17 protein-coding genes and 1 pseudogene are annotated in these 16,700 nt (G+C 57.1%); 13 read left to right on the top strand and 5 right to left on the bottom strand.

Annotated elements, in window-relative coordinates:
• Positions 1–61 precede the first annotated feature (61 nt).
• The 12 genes from DEO48_RS20525 (at position 62) to trpS (ending at position 10,033) form a co-directional block, all read left to right on the top strand.
• The gene (locus DEO48_RS20525; RefSeq protein ID WP_109846151.1) at positions 62–838 is read left to right on the top strand and encodes a DNA utilization protein HofM; all 777 of its coding nucleotides are present in this window, start codon (positions 62–64) and stop codon (positions 836–838) included.
• On the top strand, positions 835–1,329 hold the full coding sequence (locus tag DEO48_RS20520) for a PilN domain-containing protein (protein ID WP_109846150.1): 495 nt from the start codon (positions 835–837) through the stop codon (positions 1,327–1,329). The genes DEO48_RS20525 and DEO48_RS20520 overlap by 4 nt, the downstream gene beginning before the upstream one ends.
• Before the next feature lie 3 nt (positions 1,330–1,332).
• Complete coding sequence (locus DEO48_RS20515) at positions 1,333–1,788, top strand: HofO (RefSeq protein WP_109846149.1); 456 nt, start codon at positions 1,333–1,335, stop codon at positions 1,786–1,788.
• A complete protein-coding gene (locus tag DEO48_RS20510) occupies positions 1,778–2,182 on the top strand; it encodes a HofP DNA utilization family protein (protein ID WP_109846148.1) in 405 nt (134 codons plus the stop codon). Before DEO48_RS20515 ends, DEO48_RS20510 begins: the two co-directional genes overlap by 11 nt.
• Positions 2,109–3,332 carry a DNA uptake porin HofQ gene (gene hofQ, locus DEO48_RS20505; protein WP_227412914.1) on the top strand — a complete coding sequence of 408 codons (1,224 nt, stop codon included), beginning with the start codon at positions 2,109–2,111 and terminating at the stop codon, positions 3,330–3,332. The genes DEO48_RS20510 and hofQ overlap by 74 nt, the downstream gene beginning before the upstream one ends.
• Positions 3,333–3,618: 286 nt before the next feature.
• Positions 3,619–4,140: a shikimate kinase AroK gene (gene aroK / locus DEO48_RS20495; RefSeq protein WP_003861630.1), complete on the top strand. Its 522-nt coding sequence runs from the start codon at positions 3,619–3,621 to the stop codon at positions 4,138–4,140.
• 57 nt (positions 4,141–4,197) lie between these two features.
• The gene (gene aroB / locus DEO48_RS20490) at positions 4,198–5,286 is read left to right on the top strand and encodes a 3-dehydroquinate synthase (RefSeq protein ID WP_109846146.1); all 1,089 of its coding nucleotides are present in this window, start codon (positions 4,198–4,200) and stop codon (positions 5,284–5,286) included.
• Positions 5,287–5,378: 92 nt separating this feature from the next.
• The gene (damX, locus tag DEO48_RS20485; protein WP_109846145.1) at positions 5,379–6,683 is read left to right on the top strand and encodes a cell division protein DamX; all 1,305 of its coding nucleotides are present in this window, start codon (positions 5,379–5,381) and stop codon (positions 6,681–6,683) included.
• A 67-nt stretch (positions 6,684–6,750) separates the two neighbouring features.
• The gene (gene dam, locus DEO48_RS20480; RefSeq protein ID WP_023309480.1) at positions 6,751–7,563 is read left to right on the top strand and encodes an adenine-specific DNA-methyltransferase; all 813 of its coding nucleotides are present in this window, start codon (positions 6,751–6,753) and stop codon (positions 7,561–7,563) included.
• A gap of 41 nt (positions 7,564–7,604) precedes the next feature.
• Complete coding sequence (gene rpe, locus DEO48_RS20475) at positions 7,605–8,282, top strand: ribulose-phosphate 3-epimerase (protein ID WP_024907923.1); 678 nt, start codon at positions 7,605–7,607, stop codon at positions 8,280–8,282.
• Positions 8,275–9,036 carry a phosphoglycolate phosphatase gene (gene gph, locus DEO48_RS20470; protein ID WP_109846144.1) on the top strand — a complete coding sequence of 254 codons (762 nt, stop codon included), beginning with the start codon at positions 8,275–8,277 and terminating at the stop codon, positions 9,034–9,036. Before rpe ends, gph begins: the two co-directional genes overlap by 8 nt.
• Positions 9,029–10,033 (top strand): tryptophan--tRNA ligase, encoded by a 1,005-nt coding sequence (trpS, locus tag DEO48_RS20465; protein WP_109846143.1) that lies wholly within the window; start codon positions 9,029–9,031, stop codon positions 10,031–10,033. Before gph ends, trpS begins: the two co-directional genes overlap by 8 nt.
• Positions 10,034–10,176: 143 nt before the next feature.
• On the opposite strand, the gene DEO48_RS20460 is transcribed toward trpS, so the two are convergent.
• The 4 genes from DEO48_RS20460 to nirB all read right to left on the bottom strand — a co-directional run bounded on the left by DEO48_RS20460 (position 10,177) and on the right by nirB (position 14,866).
• Positions 10,177–10,347 (bottom strand): YhfL family protein, encoded by a 171-nt coding sequence (locus tag DEO48_RS20460; protein WP_008503029.1) that lies wholly within the window; start codon positions 10,345–10,347, stop codon positions 10,177–10,179.
• Between the two features lie 143 nt (positions 10,348–10,490).
• Positions 10,491–11,864 carry a siroheme synthase CysG gene (gene cysG / locus DEO48_RS20455; RefSeq protein ID WP_109846142.1) on the bottom strand — a complete coding sequence of 458 codons (1,374 nt, stop codon included), beginning with the start codon at positions 11,862–11,864 and terminating at the stop codon, positions 10,491–10,493.
• A 135-nt stretch (positions 11,865–11,999) separates the two neighbouring features.
• Positions 12,000–12,326 carry a nitrite reductase small subunit NirD gene (gene nirD, locus DEO48_RS20450; protein ID WP_023309475.1) on the bottom strand — a complete coding sequence of 109 codons (327 nt, stop codon included), beginning with the start codon at positions 12,324–12,326 and terminating at the stop codon, positions 12,000–12,002.
• Positions 12,323–14,866 carry a nitrite reductase large subunit NirB gene (gene nirB / locus DEO48_RS20445; protein ID WP_109846141.1) on the bottom strand — a complete coding sequence of 848 codons (2,544 nt, stop codon included), beginning with the start codon at positions 14,864–14,866 and terminating at the stop codon, positions 12,323–12,325. The genes nirD and nirB overlap by 4 nt, the downstream gene beginning before the upstream one ends.
• A gap of 239 nt (positions 14,867–15,105) precedes the next feature.
• On the opposite strand from nirB, the gene DEO48_RS20435 reads away from it, so the two are divergent.
• Positions 15,106–16,422 (top strand): cytosine deaminase, encoded by a 1,317-nt coding sequence (locus DEO48_RS20435; protein ID WP_109846139.1) that lies wholly within the window; start codon positions 15,106–15,108, stop codon positions 16,420–16,422.
• 3 nt (positions 16,423–16,425) lie between these two features.
• Here DEO48_RS20435 and DEO48_RS20430 read toward each other — a convergent pair.
• Positions 16,426–16,700 (bottom strand): annotated as a pseudogene (locus tag DEO48_RS20430) (MFS transporter TsgA); the annotation flags it as partial.

Genomic DNA, 16,700 nt, shown 5'->3' with positions numbered 1-16,700 from the left:
AGGCAAGCCTGATTCATTGATATAGCCGTCAACCCGACGGGCGATAAGGAGATCGTGAAGCATGGCTTTCAAAATATGGCAAACGGGCGTTCATATTCAACAGGATAGGGTGCTGATCGTCGCCCTGGCCCGGGAGAAGTTGGGCTGGTGCATGCGCCGCTGGTGGGCGATTCCTCTGGACGAGGGCATTATTCGTGACGGCAAAATTTGTCAGCCAGAACAGCTGGTTGATGCGTTACGCGACTGGCGCAAAACGCTGCCGCACTACCATCGGGTATTCCTCTCTTTCCCGGCAGCACGCACTCTGCAACGGGCGCTCCCCCGCCCGACCGTTGCGCTGCGCGACAGCGAGCAGCTCTCATGGCTTGGTGCGGCGCTCGCGCGCGAACTGGAGATGTCTGCTGATACGCTCTGTTTCGATTACGCGCAGGATACCTTCAGCAATACCTTTCAGGTGACCGCCGCGCAAAACAACGAGATCGACACCCTACTGGCGCTGGCGAAAACGCTGCGTTTGCGGCTGGTGGCCATTACGCCGGATGCCAGCGCGCTGGCGAATCTTCTTCCCGCGGTGGCGCCAGCGACGTGCGTCGCCTGGCGGGACGATCGGCAGTGGCTGTGGGCGATGCGCCACCAGTGGGGACGCCGCTTTACGACAGAAGCCGAAAACGTGTCTGAGCTTTCAGCGCTGCTGGGGCTTGGTTCGGATGACATCGCGCTGTTTGATACCCGACGTGATCCGAGGGAAATCCTGGAACGCTGCCATGCCCCGCTACCGGACTGCGGCGCTGATTATACCGTTGCGCTGGCGTTGGCCATGAGCGAGGTGCCCGGATGAGCATCATGAACTTTCTGCCCTGGCGACAGCAGCGGCGCGCGCGATGCCTGCGCTTCTGGGGCGTAATGTGTGTCGGCACCGTGCTGTTAATGTTCGCGATCATTTTCTGCCTGCGGATAAACCCTCTTATGAGGCTGCACGCGCTGCAAACGGAGCTGACGGGAACGCAGACCGTGCAGCACGCGCTTGCCTCCCGGCAGAAACTCGCCTCACAGGCGCAGAAGCCAGCGCAGACCCTTCAACGACGCGCATGGCAACCGGTGCTGGAGTCCCTTTCCCGCGCCACTCCTTCACAGGTCTGGCTGACAGAGCTTCGCTATCAGCCTCCTGCTCTGACGTTGACCGGGTATGCCATAACCCTGTCAGCCCTGTCAGCTCTGCGCGATGCGCTGGGCCAAATAGCGGGTTTTACGCCCGGAACGGCGGGAGAGCTTCGGCAGGACAGCCAGGGGCGGTGGATGTTCACCCTCCATCTTAAAAGCGAGGGGTAACGCATGGATATCCTGTTAGAACGCTGGTGCGAAAGCCGTCCCTGGTATCGGGTGCTTTTTTGGTGTCTGGGGAGCCTCCTGGCAGGACTGGCCGCGTGGGGCACCTTGCTCAGACCGCTAGACAGGCAGTGTGCTGAACGACAGCGACAGATGATTCAGGACGCAAGGACGAACGCGGCGTTATGGCCTGCCGTCAGAAAGGGGCCGTTTCGTCCGGAAACAACGGACACACTGGCTCTGACGGCGTTTTCCCCGCTCGATTTTCAGGGCGATAACGCGACGCTGGTTCACTGGAAGCCGCTGCAGAACGGAGGGGAACTGATGCTGGAGGTGGAGTGGCAGGCTCTCCCGGCGCTTTTTTCCCGGCTGGCGCAGCGGGATGTGCAGATCGCCGCTTTCGCGATTGCACCACAAGGTACAGCGTTGCGCCTGCGGCTGGAGCTGGAACATGCGAAATAGCGCGCGATATTTGCTGGTTTGCTCAGCGCTGCTTTTGACCGGCATGCGCGATCCGTTTCGCCCGCCGGACGATCCCTGCGCCATAGGCGAGCTGGCGCAGTGGCGCTACCGCGGCATGGTGGTAGGACAGCAGGCTATCGGCATTTTACAGGATGGGCAAAAGCGCTGGTACCGGCTGAAAACACATGAACGCTTCCCTGCGGGCTGGACGATAACAGCCGTCAATGAAACGGAACTGGTTGTTGATGTGGGTGACACATGTGAACCAGGAAAATGGACGTGGCAACGAGAAGGAACGAATAAGAATGAATTTACGGATAATGCTGTGGCTGCTGACGTTCAGCCATCCGCTGTGGGCCGCCGTGCCAAAACCGGTCACGCTGGTGGTGGATGACGTGCCTGTAGTCCAGGTGCTGCAGAGCCTGGTTGCACAGGAGAACCGAAATCTGGTGATATCGCCTGACGTCGGCGGCACGCTTTCGCTCAACCTGACGCGCGTCCCCTGGCGTCAAGCGTTACAGACGGTTGTCACCAGCGCTGGCCTTGTTTTGCGAGAGGAGGGCGGCATTTTTTATGTTCATACCGCGGCCTGGCAGCGTGAACAGCAGGAGCGCTCAGAACAGGAGCGAACGCGTCGACAGCTTGAGGCGCCGCTGGTGTCTCACAGCATCGCTTTTTCCTATGCCGATGCCGGAGAGCTGCAAAAAGACGCGGAAAAGCTCCTGAGCCCAAAGGGAAGTTTGTCTCTCGACAAACGCACCAACCGGCTGCTGATTCGGGATAACCAGACGGTGGTCGAGACGCTGCAGCGCTGGGCCGCTCAGATGGATATTCCCGTCGAACAGGTCGAGCTGGCGGCGCATATTGTGACCATTAATGAAAAAAGCCTGCGTGAGCTGGGGGTGAAGTGGAATCTCGCCGACGCCGCCGACGCGGGCAAGGTTGGTCAGCTCACCACGCTTGGCAGCGATCTTTCCGTCGCCAGTGCCACCAGTCATGTGGGTTTTAACATCGGACGGATCAATGGTCGGCTGCTGGATCTGGAGCTCTCTGCGCTGGAGCAAAAACAGCAGGTCGATATCATCGCCAGCCCGCGACTGCTGGCCTCGCATATGCAGCCGGCCAGCATCAAGCAAGGGAGTGAAATCCCGTATCAGGTCTCAAGCGGTGAAAGCGGGGCAACCTCCGTTGAGTTTAAAGAGGCGGTATTAGGAATGGAGGTCACACCGGTGGTCTTACCGGGTGGGCGCGTGCGCCTGAAATTGCACATCAGCGAAAATATGCCGGGACAGATTCTGCAGCAGGCTGACGGCGAAACGCTGGCGATCGACAAACAGGAGATAGAAACCCAGGTGGAGGTAAAAAGTGGAGAAACGCTGGCGTTGGGCGGAATTTTTTCGCAGAAGAACAAAACCGGCAGCGACAGCGTGCCGGGGCTGGGGAAAATCCCCTGGCTTGGACAGCTTTTTCGCCACGATGGTAAGGATAATGAACGGCGCGAGCTAGTGGTGTTTATTACACCACGTCTGGTCGGTATTCGCTGACGGGTAACGATCCCCGCAATGATTTTGCATTCAGTTTGTTGCAGATGTTTGACGTGGGGCATGAATTAGCATACAAGGAGTACCGATTTGAGTTGGACTTACGTCTTATTACCTTATGCGCCCGACGCGGTGATTTAATCAGTTGCCAAACAAGCCGGAGTATTGAGATAATTTTTAGTCTGACTCTCGCTCTATTGCATATGAGGTTTCAGTTCATGTCCTGCTACGCTGGGTGTCTGCGAAGCGGGGATTACCATTAACGAATAGTCTTAGTAGTACCGATAAAATGGCAGAGAAACGCAATATCTTTCTGGTTGGGCCTATGGGTGCCGGCAAAAGCACTATTGGGCGTCAGTTAGCTCAACAACTCAATATGGAATTTTACGATTCTGATCAAGAGATTGAGAAACGAACCGGAGCTGATGTGGGCTGGGTTTTCGATGTAGAAGGCGAAGAAGGTTTCCGTGACCGAGAAGAAAAAGTGATCAACGAACTCACGGAAAAACAGGGCATCGTTCTGGCAACAGGCGGCGGTTCTGTGAAATCTCGCGAAACCCGTAACCGTCTCTCCGCCCGTGGCGTAGTGGTCTATCTTGAGACGACCATCGAGAAACAGCTGGCACGTACGCAGCGCGATAAAAAGCGCCCGCTGCTGCAGGTTGAAACGCCACCACGCGAAGTTCTGGAAGCGTTGGCCGATGAACGCAATCCGCTGTATGAAGAGATTGCCGACGTGACCATTCGTACTGACGACCAGAGCGCTAAAGTGGTTGCAAACCAGATTATTCATATGCTGGAAAGCAACTGATTCTGGCTTTATATACACTCGCCTGCGGGTAAAAGCATTAAAGGTGGATGTCGCGTCATGGAGAGGATTACAGTTACTCTCGGGGAACGTAGTTACCCTATCACCATCGCGGCTGGTTTGTTTAACGACCCAGCTTCCTTTTTACCACTGAAAGCGGGTGATCAGGCGATGCTGGTCACCAATGAGACGCTGGCTCCGCTTTATCTCGACCGCGTACGCCACCTGCTTGAGCAGGCGGGCGTAAAAGTCGACAGTGTGATTCTTCCCGATGGCGAGCAGTATAAAAGCCTGACGGTACTGGATACCGTCTTTACCGCATTGCTGCAAAAACCGCACGGTCGCGATACAACACTGCTTGCCCTGGGCGGCGGTGTTGTGGGCGATCTGACCGGCTTTGCGGCCGCAAGCTATCAACGTGGCGTCCGTTTTATTCAAATCCCGACCACGTTGCTTTCCCAGGTCGACTCCTCTGTGGGTGGCAAAACGGCAGTCAACCATCCGCTCGGCAAAAACATGATTGGCGCGTTCTACCAGCCCGCATCGGTGGTGGTGGATCTCGACTGTCTGAAAACGCTGCCGAAGCGCGAACTGGCTTCTGGTCTGGCGGAAGTGATCAAATACGGCATTATTCTTGATGGCGAGTTCTTTAGCTGGCTTGAAGAGAATATGGATGCGCTGCTGTGCCTGGATGAGGCTAAACTGGCATACTGCATTCGTCGTTGTTGTGAACTGAAAGCAGAAGTTGTTGCAGCAGACGAGCGTGAAACGGGCTTACGTGCTTTACTGAATCTTGGGCATACGTTTGGTCACGCGATTGAAGCCGAGATGGGTTACGGCAACTGGCTGCACGGTGAGGCCGTCGCGGCCGGAATGGTCATGGCAGCCCGCACCTCTGAACGTCTGGGGCAGTTTAAACCTGAAGAGACGGCGCGCATCATTGCGCTGCTTGAACGTGCAGGTTTGCCGCTAACCGGGCCGCAGGAGATGTCGGCGCAGGCGTATTTACCCCACATGATGCGCGATAAAAAAGTATTGGCAGGTGAGATGCGTCTTGTACTCCCGCTTGCAATAGGGAAGAGTGAAGTGCGCGGCGGAGTGCCGCACGATGTCGTTCTTGGCGCTATCGCTGATTGTCAGCAGGCGTAACAACTAGAAAGGTCAGGCCACTGTCGCAGGTGGTCGTTTAGCTTCAGGTGAAATGCAAAGTCGTTGGCATAAGCCTTTGAGTGGGGTGTTAAATGGATGAATTCAAACCAGAAGACGAGCTGAAACCCGATCCCAGCGATCGTCGTACTGGTCGTTCTCGTCAATCTTCAGAACGTGATAACGAGCCGCAGATCAACTTTGACGATGTTGATCTGGATGCAGACGATCGTCGCCCTTCGCGCAGCCGCAACGCGCACGAAGAGCGAGCAGAAGAGGATTATGAGTCCGAAGAAGATTCAATGGACGAACAGCCTGTAGAGCGTCGCCCACGTAAACGTAAAAAAGCCGCTGCGCCGAAACCGGCTTCCCGCCAGTACATTATGATGGGCCTTGGCGTTCTGGTGCTTGTGCTGTTGATTGTCGGCATTGGCTCCGCGCTTAAAGCACCGTCAACGAACTCAACCGAGCAAACTGCTTCCGCTGAGAAGAGCATCAACCTTTCCGGTAACGATGCGTCCAATCAGGCGAATGGCGCACAGCCAGCGCCGGGAGCGACTTCCGCAGAGCAGACCGCAGGTAACACCACAGCGCCGCAGGATGTTTCTCTACCGCCCGTTTCTTCAACCCCTGCTCAGGGTCAGGCACCTGCTACGCCTGAAGGCCAGCAACGCGTAGAAGTTCAGGGAGATCTGAACAATGCGCTGACGCAGCCGCAGAACCAGCAGCAGGTTGATAACGTCGTGGTTAACTCTACGCTGCCAACTGAGCCGGCAACCGTTGCCCCGATTCGCGGTGGTAACGCTCAGCCACAAACGGCTGCGACGGAAACCAAACCGCGCCAGACGCAAACTGCGACGCGTCCTGAACGTAAGCAGGCGGTCATTGAGCCTAAGCGTGAAACCAAACCTCAGGCAGTCGTCAAAGCGCCTGAAGTGAAAGCCGTACCGGCACAGCCGAAACACACCGAAACGGCTGCGGTGAGCGAGCCTGCTAAAGCGTCAGTCACTCAGACCGCGCCGAAAGCAACGGCGACCACAGCGGCACCGGCCGCCACAGCTGCACCTGCAGCAACAGCTCCAGCAGCCTCCAGCGCCGCAGCAGGCAAAACGGCAGGTAACGTGGGCTCGCTGAAGTCTGCGCCATCCAGCAACTACACGCTGCAGCTGAGCAGTTCGTCTAACTATGACAACCTCAACGGTTGGGCGAAGAAATCAAATCTGAAAAACTACGTTGTTTATCAGACGACCCGCAACGGTCAACCGTGGTATGTGCTGGTCAGCGGCGTTTATTCGTCCAAAGATGAAGCGAAACGTGCCGTAGCGGCACTGCCAGCTGATGTTCAGGCAAAAAATCCCTGGGCGAAGCCGATTCATCAGGTTCAGGCCGATCTGAAGTAATGTTTAAAGCGCAGGATGCTGTCGGAGCTTTCTCCACAGCCGGAGAAGGTGTAATCAGTTAGTCAGCATGAAAAAAAATCGCGCTTTTCTGAAATGGGCAGGGGGGAAATACCCCCTGCTCGATGATATTAAAAAGCACCTGCCAAAAGGCGAGTGTCTAATCGAGCCTTTCGTGGGTGCGGGATCGGTGTTCCTCAACACCGATTTTTCTCGTTATATCCTGGCGGATATCAACAACGACCTTATCAGCCTCTATAACATTGTTAAGCTGCGTACCGAAGAGTATGTCGCAGAGGCGCGCAAACTGTTTACGCCGGAGAATAATCACCCGGACGTTTACTACCAGTTCCGCACTGAGTTTAATCAGAGCCAGGATCCGTTCCGCAGAGCGCTGCTGTTCCTCTATCTCAACCGTCATGGTTACAACGGCCTGTGCCGCTATAACCTGCGCGGGGAATTTAACGTGCCGTTTGGTCGCTATAAGCGCCCGTATTTCCCGCAGGACGAGCTTTATCACTTTGCCGAAAAAGCGCAGAACGCAGAGTTTCATTGCCTCTCCTATGAAGAATGTATGGAACTGGCAGGCGTAAACTCGGTGGTTTACTGTGACCCGCCTTACGCACCACTGTCTGCAACGGCGAATTTCACCGCTTATCACACCAACAGCTTCAGCCCGGCCGAACAGGCTCGTCTGGCGGAGATGGCGGAAAAGCTGGTCAGCAAAAGAATTCCGGTGTTAATTTCGAATCACGACACGCCTGATACGCGCGAATGGTATAAAGCCGCGAAGCATTTTCAGGTCAAAGTGCGGCGTAGCATTAGCAGCAACGGCGGCACACGTAAAAAGGTGGACGAACTTCTGGCTCTTTATCGCCCCTGAGCCGTTTTGCCCGCCGGTAAACACATTTCAAGGAGAAGCGGATGAAACAGTTTTTGATTGCTCCCTCAATTCTGTCGGCCGATTTTGCCCGCCTGGGTGAAGACACCGCCAAAGCTCTCGCGGCTGGCGCAGATGTTGTCCATTTCGACGTTATGGACAACCACTACGTCCCTAACCTGACCATTGGCCCAATGGTGCTCAAGGCATTACGCAACTATGGCATTACCGCGCCGATCGACGTTCACCTGATGGTGAAGCCTGTTGATCGCATCGTGCCTGATTTCGCCGCAGCGGGTGCCAGCATCATCACTTTCCATCCGGAAGCCTCTGAACACGTGGACCGCACGCTGCAGCTGATCAAAGAGAACGGCTGTAAAGCGGGCCTGGTGTTTAACCCGGCCACGCCGCTGAGCTATCTCGACTATGTCATGGACAAGCTGGACGTGATTCTGCTGATGTCCGTTAACCCGGGTTTCGGCGGTCAGTCATTCATTCCCCACACGCTGGATAAGCTGCGTGAAGTGCGCCGTCGCATTGATGAGTCAGGTTACGATATTCGCCTGGAAGTGGACGGCGGGGTGAAAGTGAATAACATTGGTGAAATTGCGGCAGCGGGCGCGGATATGTTCGTTGCAGGTTCGGCAATTTTCGACCAACCGGATTACAAAAAAGTCATTGATGAAATGCGCCGTGAGCTGGCGAAGGTAAGTCATGGATAAATTGCAGGCAATTCGGGGTGTGGCATTCGACCTCGACGGCACGCTGGTCGACAGCGCGCCGGGCTTAACGAGCGCCGTAGACCAGGCGCTGTACGCGCTTGAACTCCCCGTTGCGGGTGAAGAGCGTGTCGTCACGTGGATTGGCAACGGGGCCGATGTTCTGATGGAGCGCGCGTTGACGTGGGCTCGCCAGGAGCGCGCGTCGCAGCGTTCCGCGCAGGGTAAACCGAGCGTTGACCACGCTGACATCCCTAAGGATGAGCAGCTGCGGATTCTGCGCAAACTGTTCGATCGTTTCTATGAAGAGACCGTCGAGGAGGGCAGTTTCCTGTTCCCGGACGTTCAGGAAACGCTGAGCGCGCTGCACGCGAAGGGCATTCCGCTGGGGCTGGTGACCAACAAACCGACGCCGTTTGTTGCGCCTCTGCTGGAAGCGCTCGATATCGCTAAATATTTCTCCGTGATTGTGGGCGGCGACGACGTGCAGAACAAAAAGCCGCATCCGGAACCGCTGTTGCTGGTGGCAGGAAAATTATCCTTAACCCCTGCGGAGCTGCTCTTTGTTGGGGATTCGCGCAATGATATTCTGGCTGCCCGAGCGGCAGGGAGTCCTTCCGTCGGATTAACCTATGGCTACAACTACGGTGAAGCCATCACGCTAAGTGAGCCGGATGTGGTCTTCGACCACTTCAAAGATTTGTTGCCCGCACTCGGGCTTTCACACAGTGAACATCAGGAATTAAATAATGACTAAGCCCATCGTTTTTAGTGGCGCACAGCCTTCAGGTGAATTGACCATTGGTAACTACATGGGTGCGTTACGTCAGTGGGTCAGCATGCAGGATGAGTACCATTGCATTTACTGCATCGTCGATCTCCATGCGATTACCGCGCGTCAGGACCCTGAGAAGCTGCGTAAAGCCACCCTGGACACCCTGGCGCTGTACCTGGCCTGCGGCATCGATCCTGAGAAGAGTACCATTTTCGTTCAGTCTCACGTGCCTGAGCACGCGCAGCTGGGCTGGGCGCTGAACTGCTACACCTATTTCGGCGAGCTGAGCCGCATGACCCAGTTCAAGGATAAATCCGCGCGCTACTCTGAGAACATCAACGCCGGCCTGTTCGACTATCCGGTGCTGATGGCGGCAGACATCCTGCTGTATCAAACCAACCAGGTGCCGGTAGGTGAAGACCAGAAGCAACATCTGGAGCTGAGCCGCGATATCGCCCAGCGCTTTAACGCGATTTACGGCGATGTGTTCAAAGTGCCAGAGCCGTTTATTCCGAAGTCCGGCGCGCGCGTGATGTCGCTGCTGGAGCCGACCAAGAAGATGTCCAAGTCTGACGATAACCGCAACAACGTTATCGGCCTGCTGGAAGATCCGAAATCCGTCGTCAAAAAGCTCAAGCGCGCGGTCACCGACTCCGACGAGCCGCCTGTGGTGCGCTACGACGTGCAGAACAAAGCGGGCGTCTCCAACCTGCTGGATATTCTCTCCGGCGTGACCGGCCAGAGCATTCCTGAGCTGGAACAGCATTTCGAAGGCAAGATGTACGGCCACCTGAAAGGTGAAGTGGCAGACGCCGTTTCCGGCATGCTGACCGAGCTTCAGGAGCGTTATCACCGCTACCGTAACGACGAAGCTTTCCTGCAGAAGGTGATGAAAGACGGCGCGGAAAAAGCCAGCGCGCGTGCGTCCGAAACCCTGAAAGCGGTGTACGAAGCGATTGGGTTTGTGGGTAAACCGTAGGTAAAAGCAAAACGGTAACCACGTTACCGTTTTTAGGGTTTGTTCCCTCTCCCGGTGGGAGAGGGTCAGGGTGAGGGCATCAGGCTGCACTTCCCTAAACAAAAAAACCGGGATATCCCGGTTTTTTTACGCCTGAAAATCGCTTACTGCTGCGCCGCCGGGCCGCAACCGCCGATGATCTTCGAAATGGAGATCGCCGGGTGCAGCAGGTAATCGTAGCTGCAGTTATTTTTGGTGTTCTGTACATGGCCGGTGCAGGCAGTCAGAGTCGATAACAGGCCAACCAGAACGGCGGCTTTTGCCAGTTTGAACATACGCATTCCTTGTCTTAAAAACGAAAGTTGGATGTAACTCAAGGGAATTAAGGGAGAAATTCCACTTCGGGGCGGTATGTTATCGACAGCGGTAAGAGGGGAGTAGTCCGCATAAGGACTACTCCGCAAAGGAAGAATATGCGTTAGTGATTTGAGAACCAGTTCAGCTTATCGCGCAGCTCAACCACGCGACCCACCACAATCAGCGCCGGGCTTTCGACCTGCTGCGCCAGTTCACCGAGCTGCGTCAGTACGCCATCCACCACGCGTTGCTTGATGGACGTACCGTTTTCCACCAGCGCAACCGGCATATCAGCCTCCATGCCGTGCTCCAGCAGCTTCGCCTGAATCGTAGCGGCCTGGTTCAGCCCCATGTAGAATACCAGCGTCTGCTTTTCCGCGGCCAGGTTATGCCAGTCCAGCTCGCAGCCGGTTTTCAGATGGCCCGTCACAAGACGCACGCTCTGGGCATAGTCGCGGTGGGTCAGCGGAATGCCAGAGTAAGCTGAGCAGCCGGATGCCGCCGTAATGCCCGGCACCACGGAGAACGGAATGCCCGCGTCACACAGGGTTTCCAGCTCCTCGCCGCCGCGACCAAAGATAAACGGATCGCCACCCTTAAGGCGCACCACGCGCTTACCTTTCTGCGCCTCGCGCAGCAGGATCTGGTTAATCTCCTCCTGCGGAACGCAGTGATAGCCCGCCCGTTTGCCCACGAAGACGCGGTCGGCATCGCGGCGGACCAGGTTCATGATGTCATCAGAGACCAGGCGATCGTAAACCACGGTATCGGCCTGCTGGATCTGCTGTAGCCCTTTCAGCGTCAGCAAGCCTGCATCGCCGGGGCCTGCGCCCACCAGCACCACTTCGCCGCGATGGTCCAGCGGCTCGCTCAGCAGCTGTTCGGTCGTCTCTTCAACGGCTTTGGTGTCCTGATTCGCCAGCGACTGCGCCAGCCTGTCGTTCACAAAGAATTTTTCCCAGAAGCGACGGCGCTCGCCAACGGTCGAGAAGGTTTGCTTCACGCGGGAGCGGAGCTGCCCGGCGTAATGGGCAATCTGACCAAGGTGCTGCGGCAGCACGGCCTCCAGCTTTTCCCGCAGCAGGCGGGCGAGAACCGGCGAGCGTCCGCCGGACGATACCGCAATCATCAGCGGCGAGCGGTCGATAATCGACGGCATGATAAAGCTGGCCTCTTTCGGCGCATCCACCACGTTGCAGAAGATTCGGCGCACTTCGCAGGCGTCGCTGACGCGCAGGTTCACTTCATCATCATCCGTCGCGGCAATCGTCAGCCAGCAGGTATCGAGCAGAGATTCATTAAACTCACCCTGTTCCAGCGTGAGCATCCCTTCCTGGGCCCAGACCTCAAACTGTGGGGCGAAGGTGAGGGCGTTGACGGTGAGCCGGGCGCCAGCCTCTAACAGCAGGCGGGCTTTGCGTTCAGCCACGTCGCCGCCGCCCACGAGCAGGCAGTCGCGGTTGCGTAATTGACAGAAAATCGGCAGGTGATCCACGACGTTACCTCGCAGCTTTCATGGAGGGGGTAAGAATTGACGTCAGGATAACAGCAGGAATCGTACAAAACATACGGTTTTTCCTGCCGTTACCCATAAGGGGTCATAAGCTTTTCGTATTGAAAAGGCGGAGGATTAGCCTTTCAGCTGCACCTTGCCGTCCTTCACGCGGACATCATAGTGCTTCACTGAATGACTCTCATCTTCCATGCAGTATCCGTCGCTTAAGCGGAAACGCTGCTTTTTCAGCGGGCTGGCGACCCACAGTTCGCCCTGATGCTCGGCAATCAGTCCGCGGGAGAGCACGCTGGCCTCGAAGAACGGGTCGATATTGCTGATGGCAAAAACCTGTTCATCGTGGCGAGGGCGGAAAATCGCAACCTGCTCGCTTCCCAGCAACGCGCATACGCCGGTTGCCGGGATGATGTCGTTAATATCGCAAATGTTTATCCACTGGCTCATGCGTTTTCCTCCACCAGCGTGACCGGAATTCGTTCATACGGTGTCGCCGGACGATGCTGTTCACGCTCCGGCACAACCTGTACGTTCGGGTCGCGCTGGGCGCTGTTGATGAAGTGTTTGAAGCGCGTCTGCGCCGCCGGGGTGTTGACGGTTTCCGTCCACTCGCAGATCACCGCCTCGCGCAGGCGCGCCATCTCGGCTTCCAGATGTTCGTTCAGGCCCAGCTTGTCGTCGATGATCACCGATTTCAGGTAATCGATGCCGCCTTCCAGGTTATCGAGCCAGGAGGCGGTACGGGTCAGCTTATCGGCGGTGCGGATATAGAACATCATGAAGCGGTCGAGATACTGAATCAGCGTGTCGCGATCGAGATCCGCCGCCAGCAGGTCCGCGTGGCGTGGCTTCATCCCGCCGTTGCCGCAGACGTACAGGTTCCAGCCCTTCTCGGTGGCGATGATACCCACGTCTTTACCCTGCGCTTCCGCACATTCGCGGGTACAGCCGGAGACGCCAAACTTCATTTTGTGCGGGGTGCGGATGCCTTTGTAGCGGTTTTCCAGCTCCACGCCGAAGCCCACGCTGTCGCCGACGCCGTAGCGGCACCAGGTGCTGCCCACACAGGTTTTCGCCATGCGCAGCGCTTTGGCGTACGCGTGGCCGGTTTCGAAGCCGGCTTCAATGAGCTGACGCCAGATTTCCGGCAGATCGTCTTTCTGCGCGCCAAACAGGCCGATACGCTGGGAGCCGGTGATTTTGGTGTACAGGTTAAATTCACGGGCAATACGGCCCACGGCCACCAGCCCTTCCGGCGTAATTTCGCCCCCAGCGGAACGTGGAATAACGGAGTAGGTGCCGTCTTTCTGGATGTTGGCCAGGAAGTTATCGTTGGTGTCCTGCAGCGGCGTATGCTCGGGCTTGAGCACGTACTCGTTCCAGCAGGAGGCCAGCAGGGAGCCGACGGTCGGTTTACAGACTTCGCAGCCGTAGCCCTGGCCGTGCTTCGCCAGCAGTTCGTCGAAGGACTTAATGCCCTCCACGCGGATCAGGTGGTACAACTCCTGGCGAGAATACGCGAAGTGCTCGCACAGGTTGTTGTTCACTTCGATGCCCTGTTTCGCCAGCTCGGCGTTCAGCACCTGAGTGACCAGCGGAATACAGCCGCCGCAGCCGGTACCGGCTTTGGTTTCGGCTTTCAGTGCCGCCACGGTGTGGCAGCCTTTGTTGATGGCGGAGATCAGCATGCCTTTGGTGACGTCGAAGCAGGAGCAAATCTGCGCGCTGTCCGGCAGTTTATCCACGCCGATAGACGGCTTGCCGCTGGACGCGTGCGCCGGGAGGATCAGCGCGTCCGGGTTTTCCGGCAGTTCGATGGCGTTCAGCACCAGCTGGAGCAGGTTGCCGAAGTCGCTGGTATCGCCCACCAGCACCGCACCGAGCAGGGTTTTGTTGTCCTGGCTGACAATGAGGCGTTTGTAGACTTCTTTGCTTTCGTCGAGATAGACATAGCTGCGAGCGCCGGGCGTGCGGCCATGCGCATCGCCAATACCGCCCACGTCCACGCCCAGCAGCTTCAGCTTGGCGCTCATGTCTGCACCGGTAAACGCGTTTTCGCTGCCGAGGATATGGTCCACGGCGACCTGCGCCATTTTGTAGCCCGGCGCCACCAGACCGTAGACGCGGTTATTCCAGCTGGCGCATTCGCCAATCGCGTAGATATCCGGATCGGAGGTCTGGCAGGCGTCGTTGATCATGATCCCGCCGCGCTGCGCAACGGCCAGACCGCACTGGGTCGCCAGCTTGTCGCGCGGACGAATACCGGTGGAGAAGACGATGAAGTCCACTTCCAGCTCGCTGCCGTCGGCAAAGCGCATGGTTTTGCGCGCTTCAGTCCCTTCCTGAACGATCTCTTTGGTGTTCTTGCTGGTGTGAACCTTCACGCCCATGCTTTCGATTTTACGACGCAGCTGGTCGCCGCCCATGTGGTCGAGCTGTTCGGCCATCAGCATCGGGGCAAATTCGATGACGTGGGTTTCAACGCCGAGGTTTTTCAGCGCGCCTGCCGCTTCCAGGCCCAGCAGACCGCCGCCGACGACCGCGCCGCGACGGCTGCGACGGGCGCAGGATTCGATGGCGTTGAGGTCTTCAATGGTACGGTAGACGAAGCAATCCTGAGTTTCCGAGCCTTTGATCGGCGGGATCCACGGATAGGAGCCCGTCGCCATGATCAGCTTGTCGTAAAAAACCGTACGCCCGGCGCTGGAGTGGATCACTTTTTCCTGACGGTTGATGGTGATAGCGCGTTCGCCCACCAGCACTTTTACGCCATGCTTCTCGTAGAAACCTTCGCGCACCAGAGAGAGCTCTTCGGCGGTATGATGGGAGAAGTAGGAAGACAGGTGCACACGGTCGTACGCCCTGCGGGGTTCTTCACAGAACACGGTAATATCGAACTGCTCAGCATCGGCCTTATCGAGAAGATCCTCAATAAAGCGGTGGCCGACCATGCCGTTACCGATGATAGCGAGTCTGACTTTGCTCATTATTGCCTCGATTTCTTTTCTATTATTGCCTACCTTAACGATTCAGCAGGGGCGCTTATTGATGCAAATCAAATACGTCTTCGCCTACTCCTTAGGTGGTATATGGCTGATTTGTCAGGATTTTTATAAGTGGCGGAAATCGCAGGTTTTTCGCGCTCGTTGAATTTGTGTACAAATCAGGGGCGGTTTTGCCAAAATCGATACGCCTGAATATCAGCGGCGTTTTTTAGGGGAAGGGTATGTCTACAACACCGTTATGGCTTGTTCAGAATGTTCGTTTACCGGGTCGGGAAGGGCTGTGGCAGCTCGCCATTGAGAACGGGCGATTTGGTGACATCACCCCGATGGATGACACCCACGCCGAAAGTTATGAAGTATTGAACGCGCGCGGCGGGCTTGCTATTCCGCCGTTCATTGAGCCGCATATTCATCTTGATACGACCCAGACCGCGGGTGAGCCGAACTGGAACCAGTCCGGCACGCTGTTCGAAGGCATTGAGCGCTGGGCGGAGCGCAAGGCGTTGCTCAGCCATGAGGATGTTAAAGCGCGCGCCTGGAAAACGCTGAAATGGCAAATTGCCAACGGCATCCAGTTTGTCCGTACTCATGTGGATGTCTCCGACCCGACGCTCACCGCCCTGAAGGCGATGCTGGAGGTGAAGCAGGAGGTTGCCCCGTGGGTGACGCTGCAAATCGTCGCTTTCCCGCAGGAAGGTATTCTTTCTTACCCGAACGGCGCGGCGCTGCTGGAAGAGGCGTTAAAGCTGGGGGCCGACGTGGTGGGGGCGATCCCGCACTTCGAGTTCACCCGCGAGTATGGCGTACAGTCGCTGCATATCGCTTTTGAACTGGCGAAGAAGTATGACCGTCCGCTGGATATCCACTGCGATGAAATCGACGACGAGCAGTCGCGGTTTGTCGAGACGGTGGCAGCGCTGGCGTATGAGGCCGGCATCGGCCCGCGCGTGACGGCCAGCCACACCACCGCCATGCACTCCTACAACGGCGCGTACACCTCGCGGCTGTTCCGTCTGCTGAAAATGTCGGGAATTAACTTCGTCGCTAATCCGCTGGTCAATATCCACCTGCAGGGGCGCTTTGATGACTATCCGAAGCGCCGCGGCATCACCCGGGTGAAAGAGCTGCAGGAAGCGGGCATTAACGTCTGCTTCGGTCATGACGACGTCTTCGACCCGTGGTACCCGCTCGGCACCGGCAACATGCTGCAGGTGCTGCATATGGGGCTGCACGTCTGTCAGATGATGGGCTATCCGCAAATCGACAGCGGCCTGAATCTCATCACCCATAACAGCGCCCGTACCTTCGGCCTGAGCGATTACGGCATTAAGACAGGTAACCCGGCGAACCTGATTATTCTGCCTGCCGAGAGCGGGTTTGAAGCGGTGCGCTGTCAGGTGCCGGTGCGCTGGTCGATTCGTCAGGGACGGGTGATCGCCACGACGCAGCTGGCGCAGACGTGGATCCAGATGGATATCGGAGGAGAAGAGGTAAGTTTTGCCAGAAACAGCCCCTCTGCCGAGCGCAAAGGGGCGTAGGGGTTAGTGAGACGCTGCTGCCGCGTTGTGCTGGCGGTGGCGGGTCACGAAGCCCAGGATGAAGCACATGATGAACACCACGGCATACAGACCGTTGGCGGTGTGCAGCGCCGCCAGCGGGCCGCTGTGGGCCACGATCGGGCCAGTGACCATGAAGGTCAGCATGGTGCCGATGGTGCCGCAGGTCAGGACGAAGTTAACCAGCTTCGGCGAGGCCACTTTGGTCTGCAGGGAGCCCAGGGTGATGATCGAGGTATAAATGGCGCTGGAGAAGAAGC

Origin of the sequence: Enterobacter sp. CGMCC 5087 (genome assembly GCF_003144775.1) — a bacterium.
GTDB classification, from domain to species: Bacteria; Pseudomonadota; Gammaproteobacteria; order Enterobacterales; family Enterobacteriaceae; genus Enterobacter; species Enterobacter cloacae_M.
The sequence above is the reverse complement of the archived record's forward strand: the minus strand, read 5'-3'. Positions and strand labels throughout refer to the sequence as shown.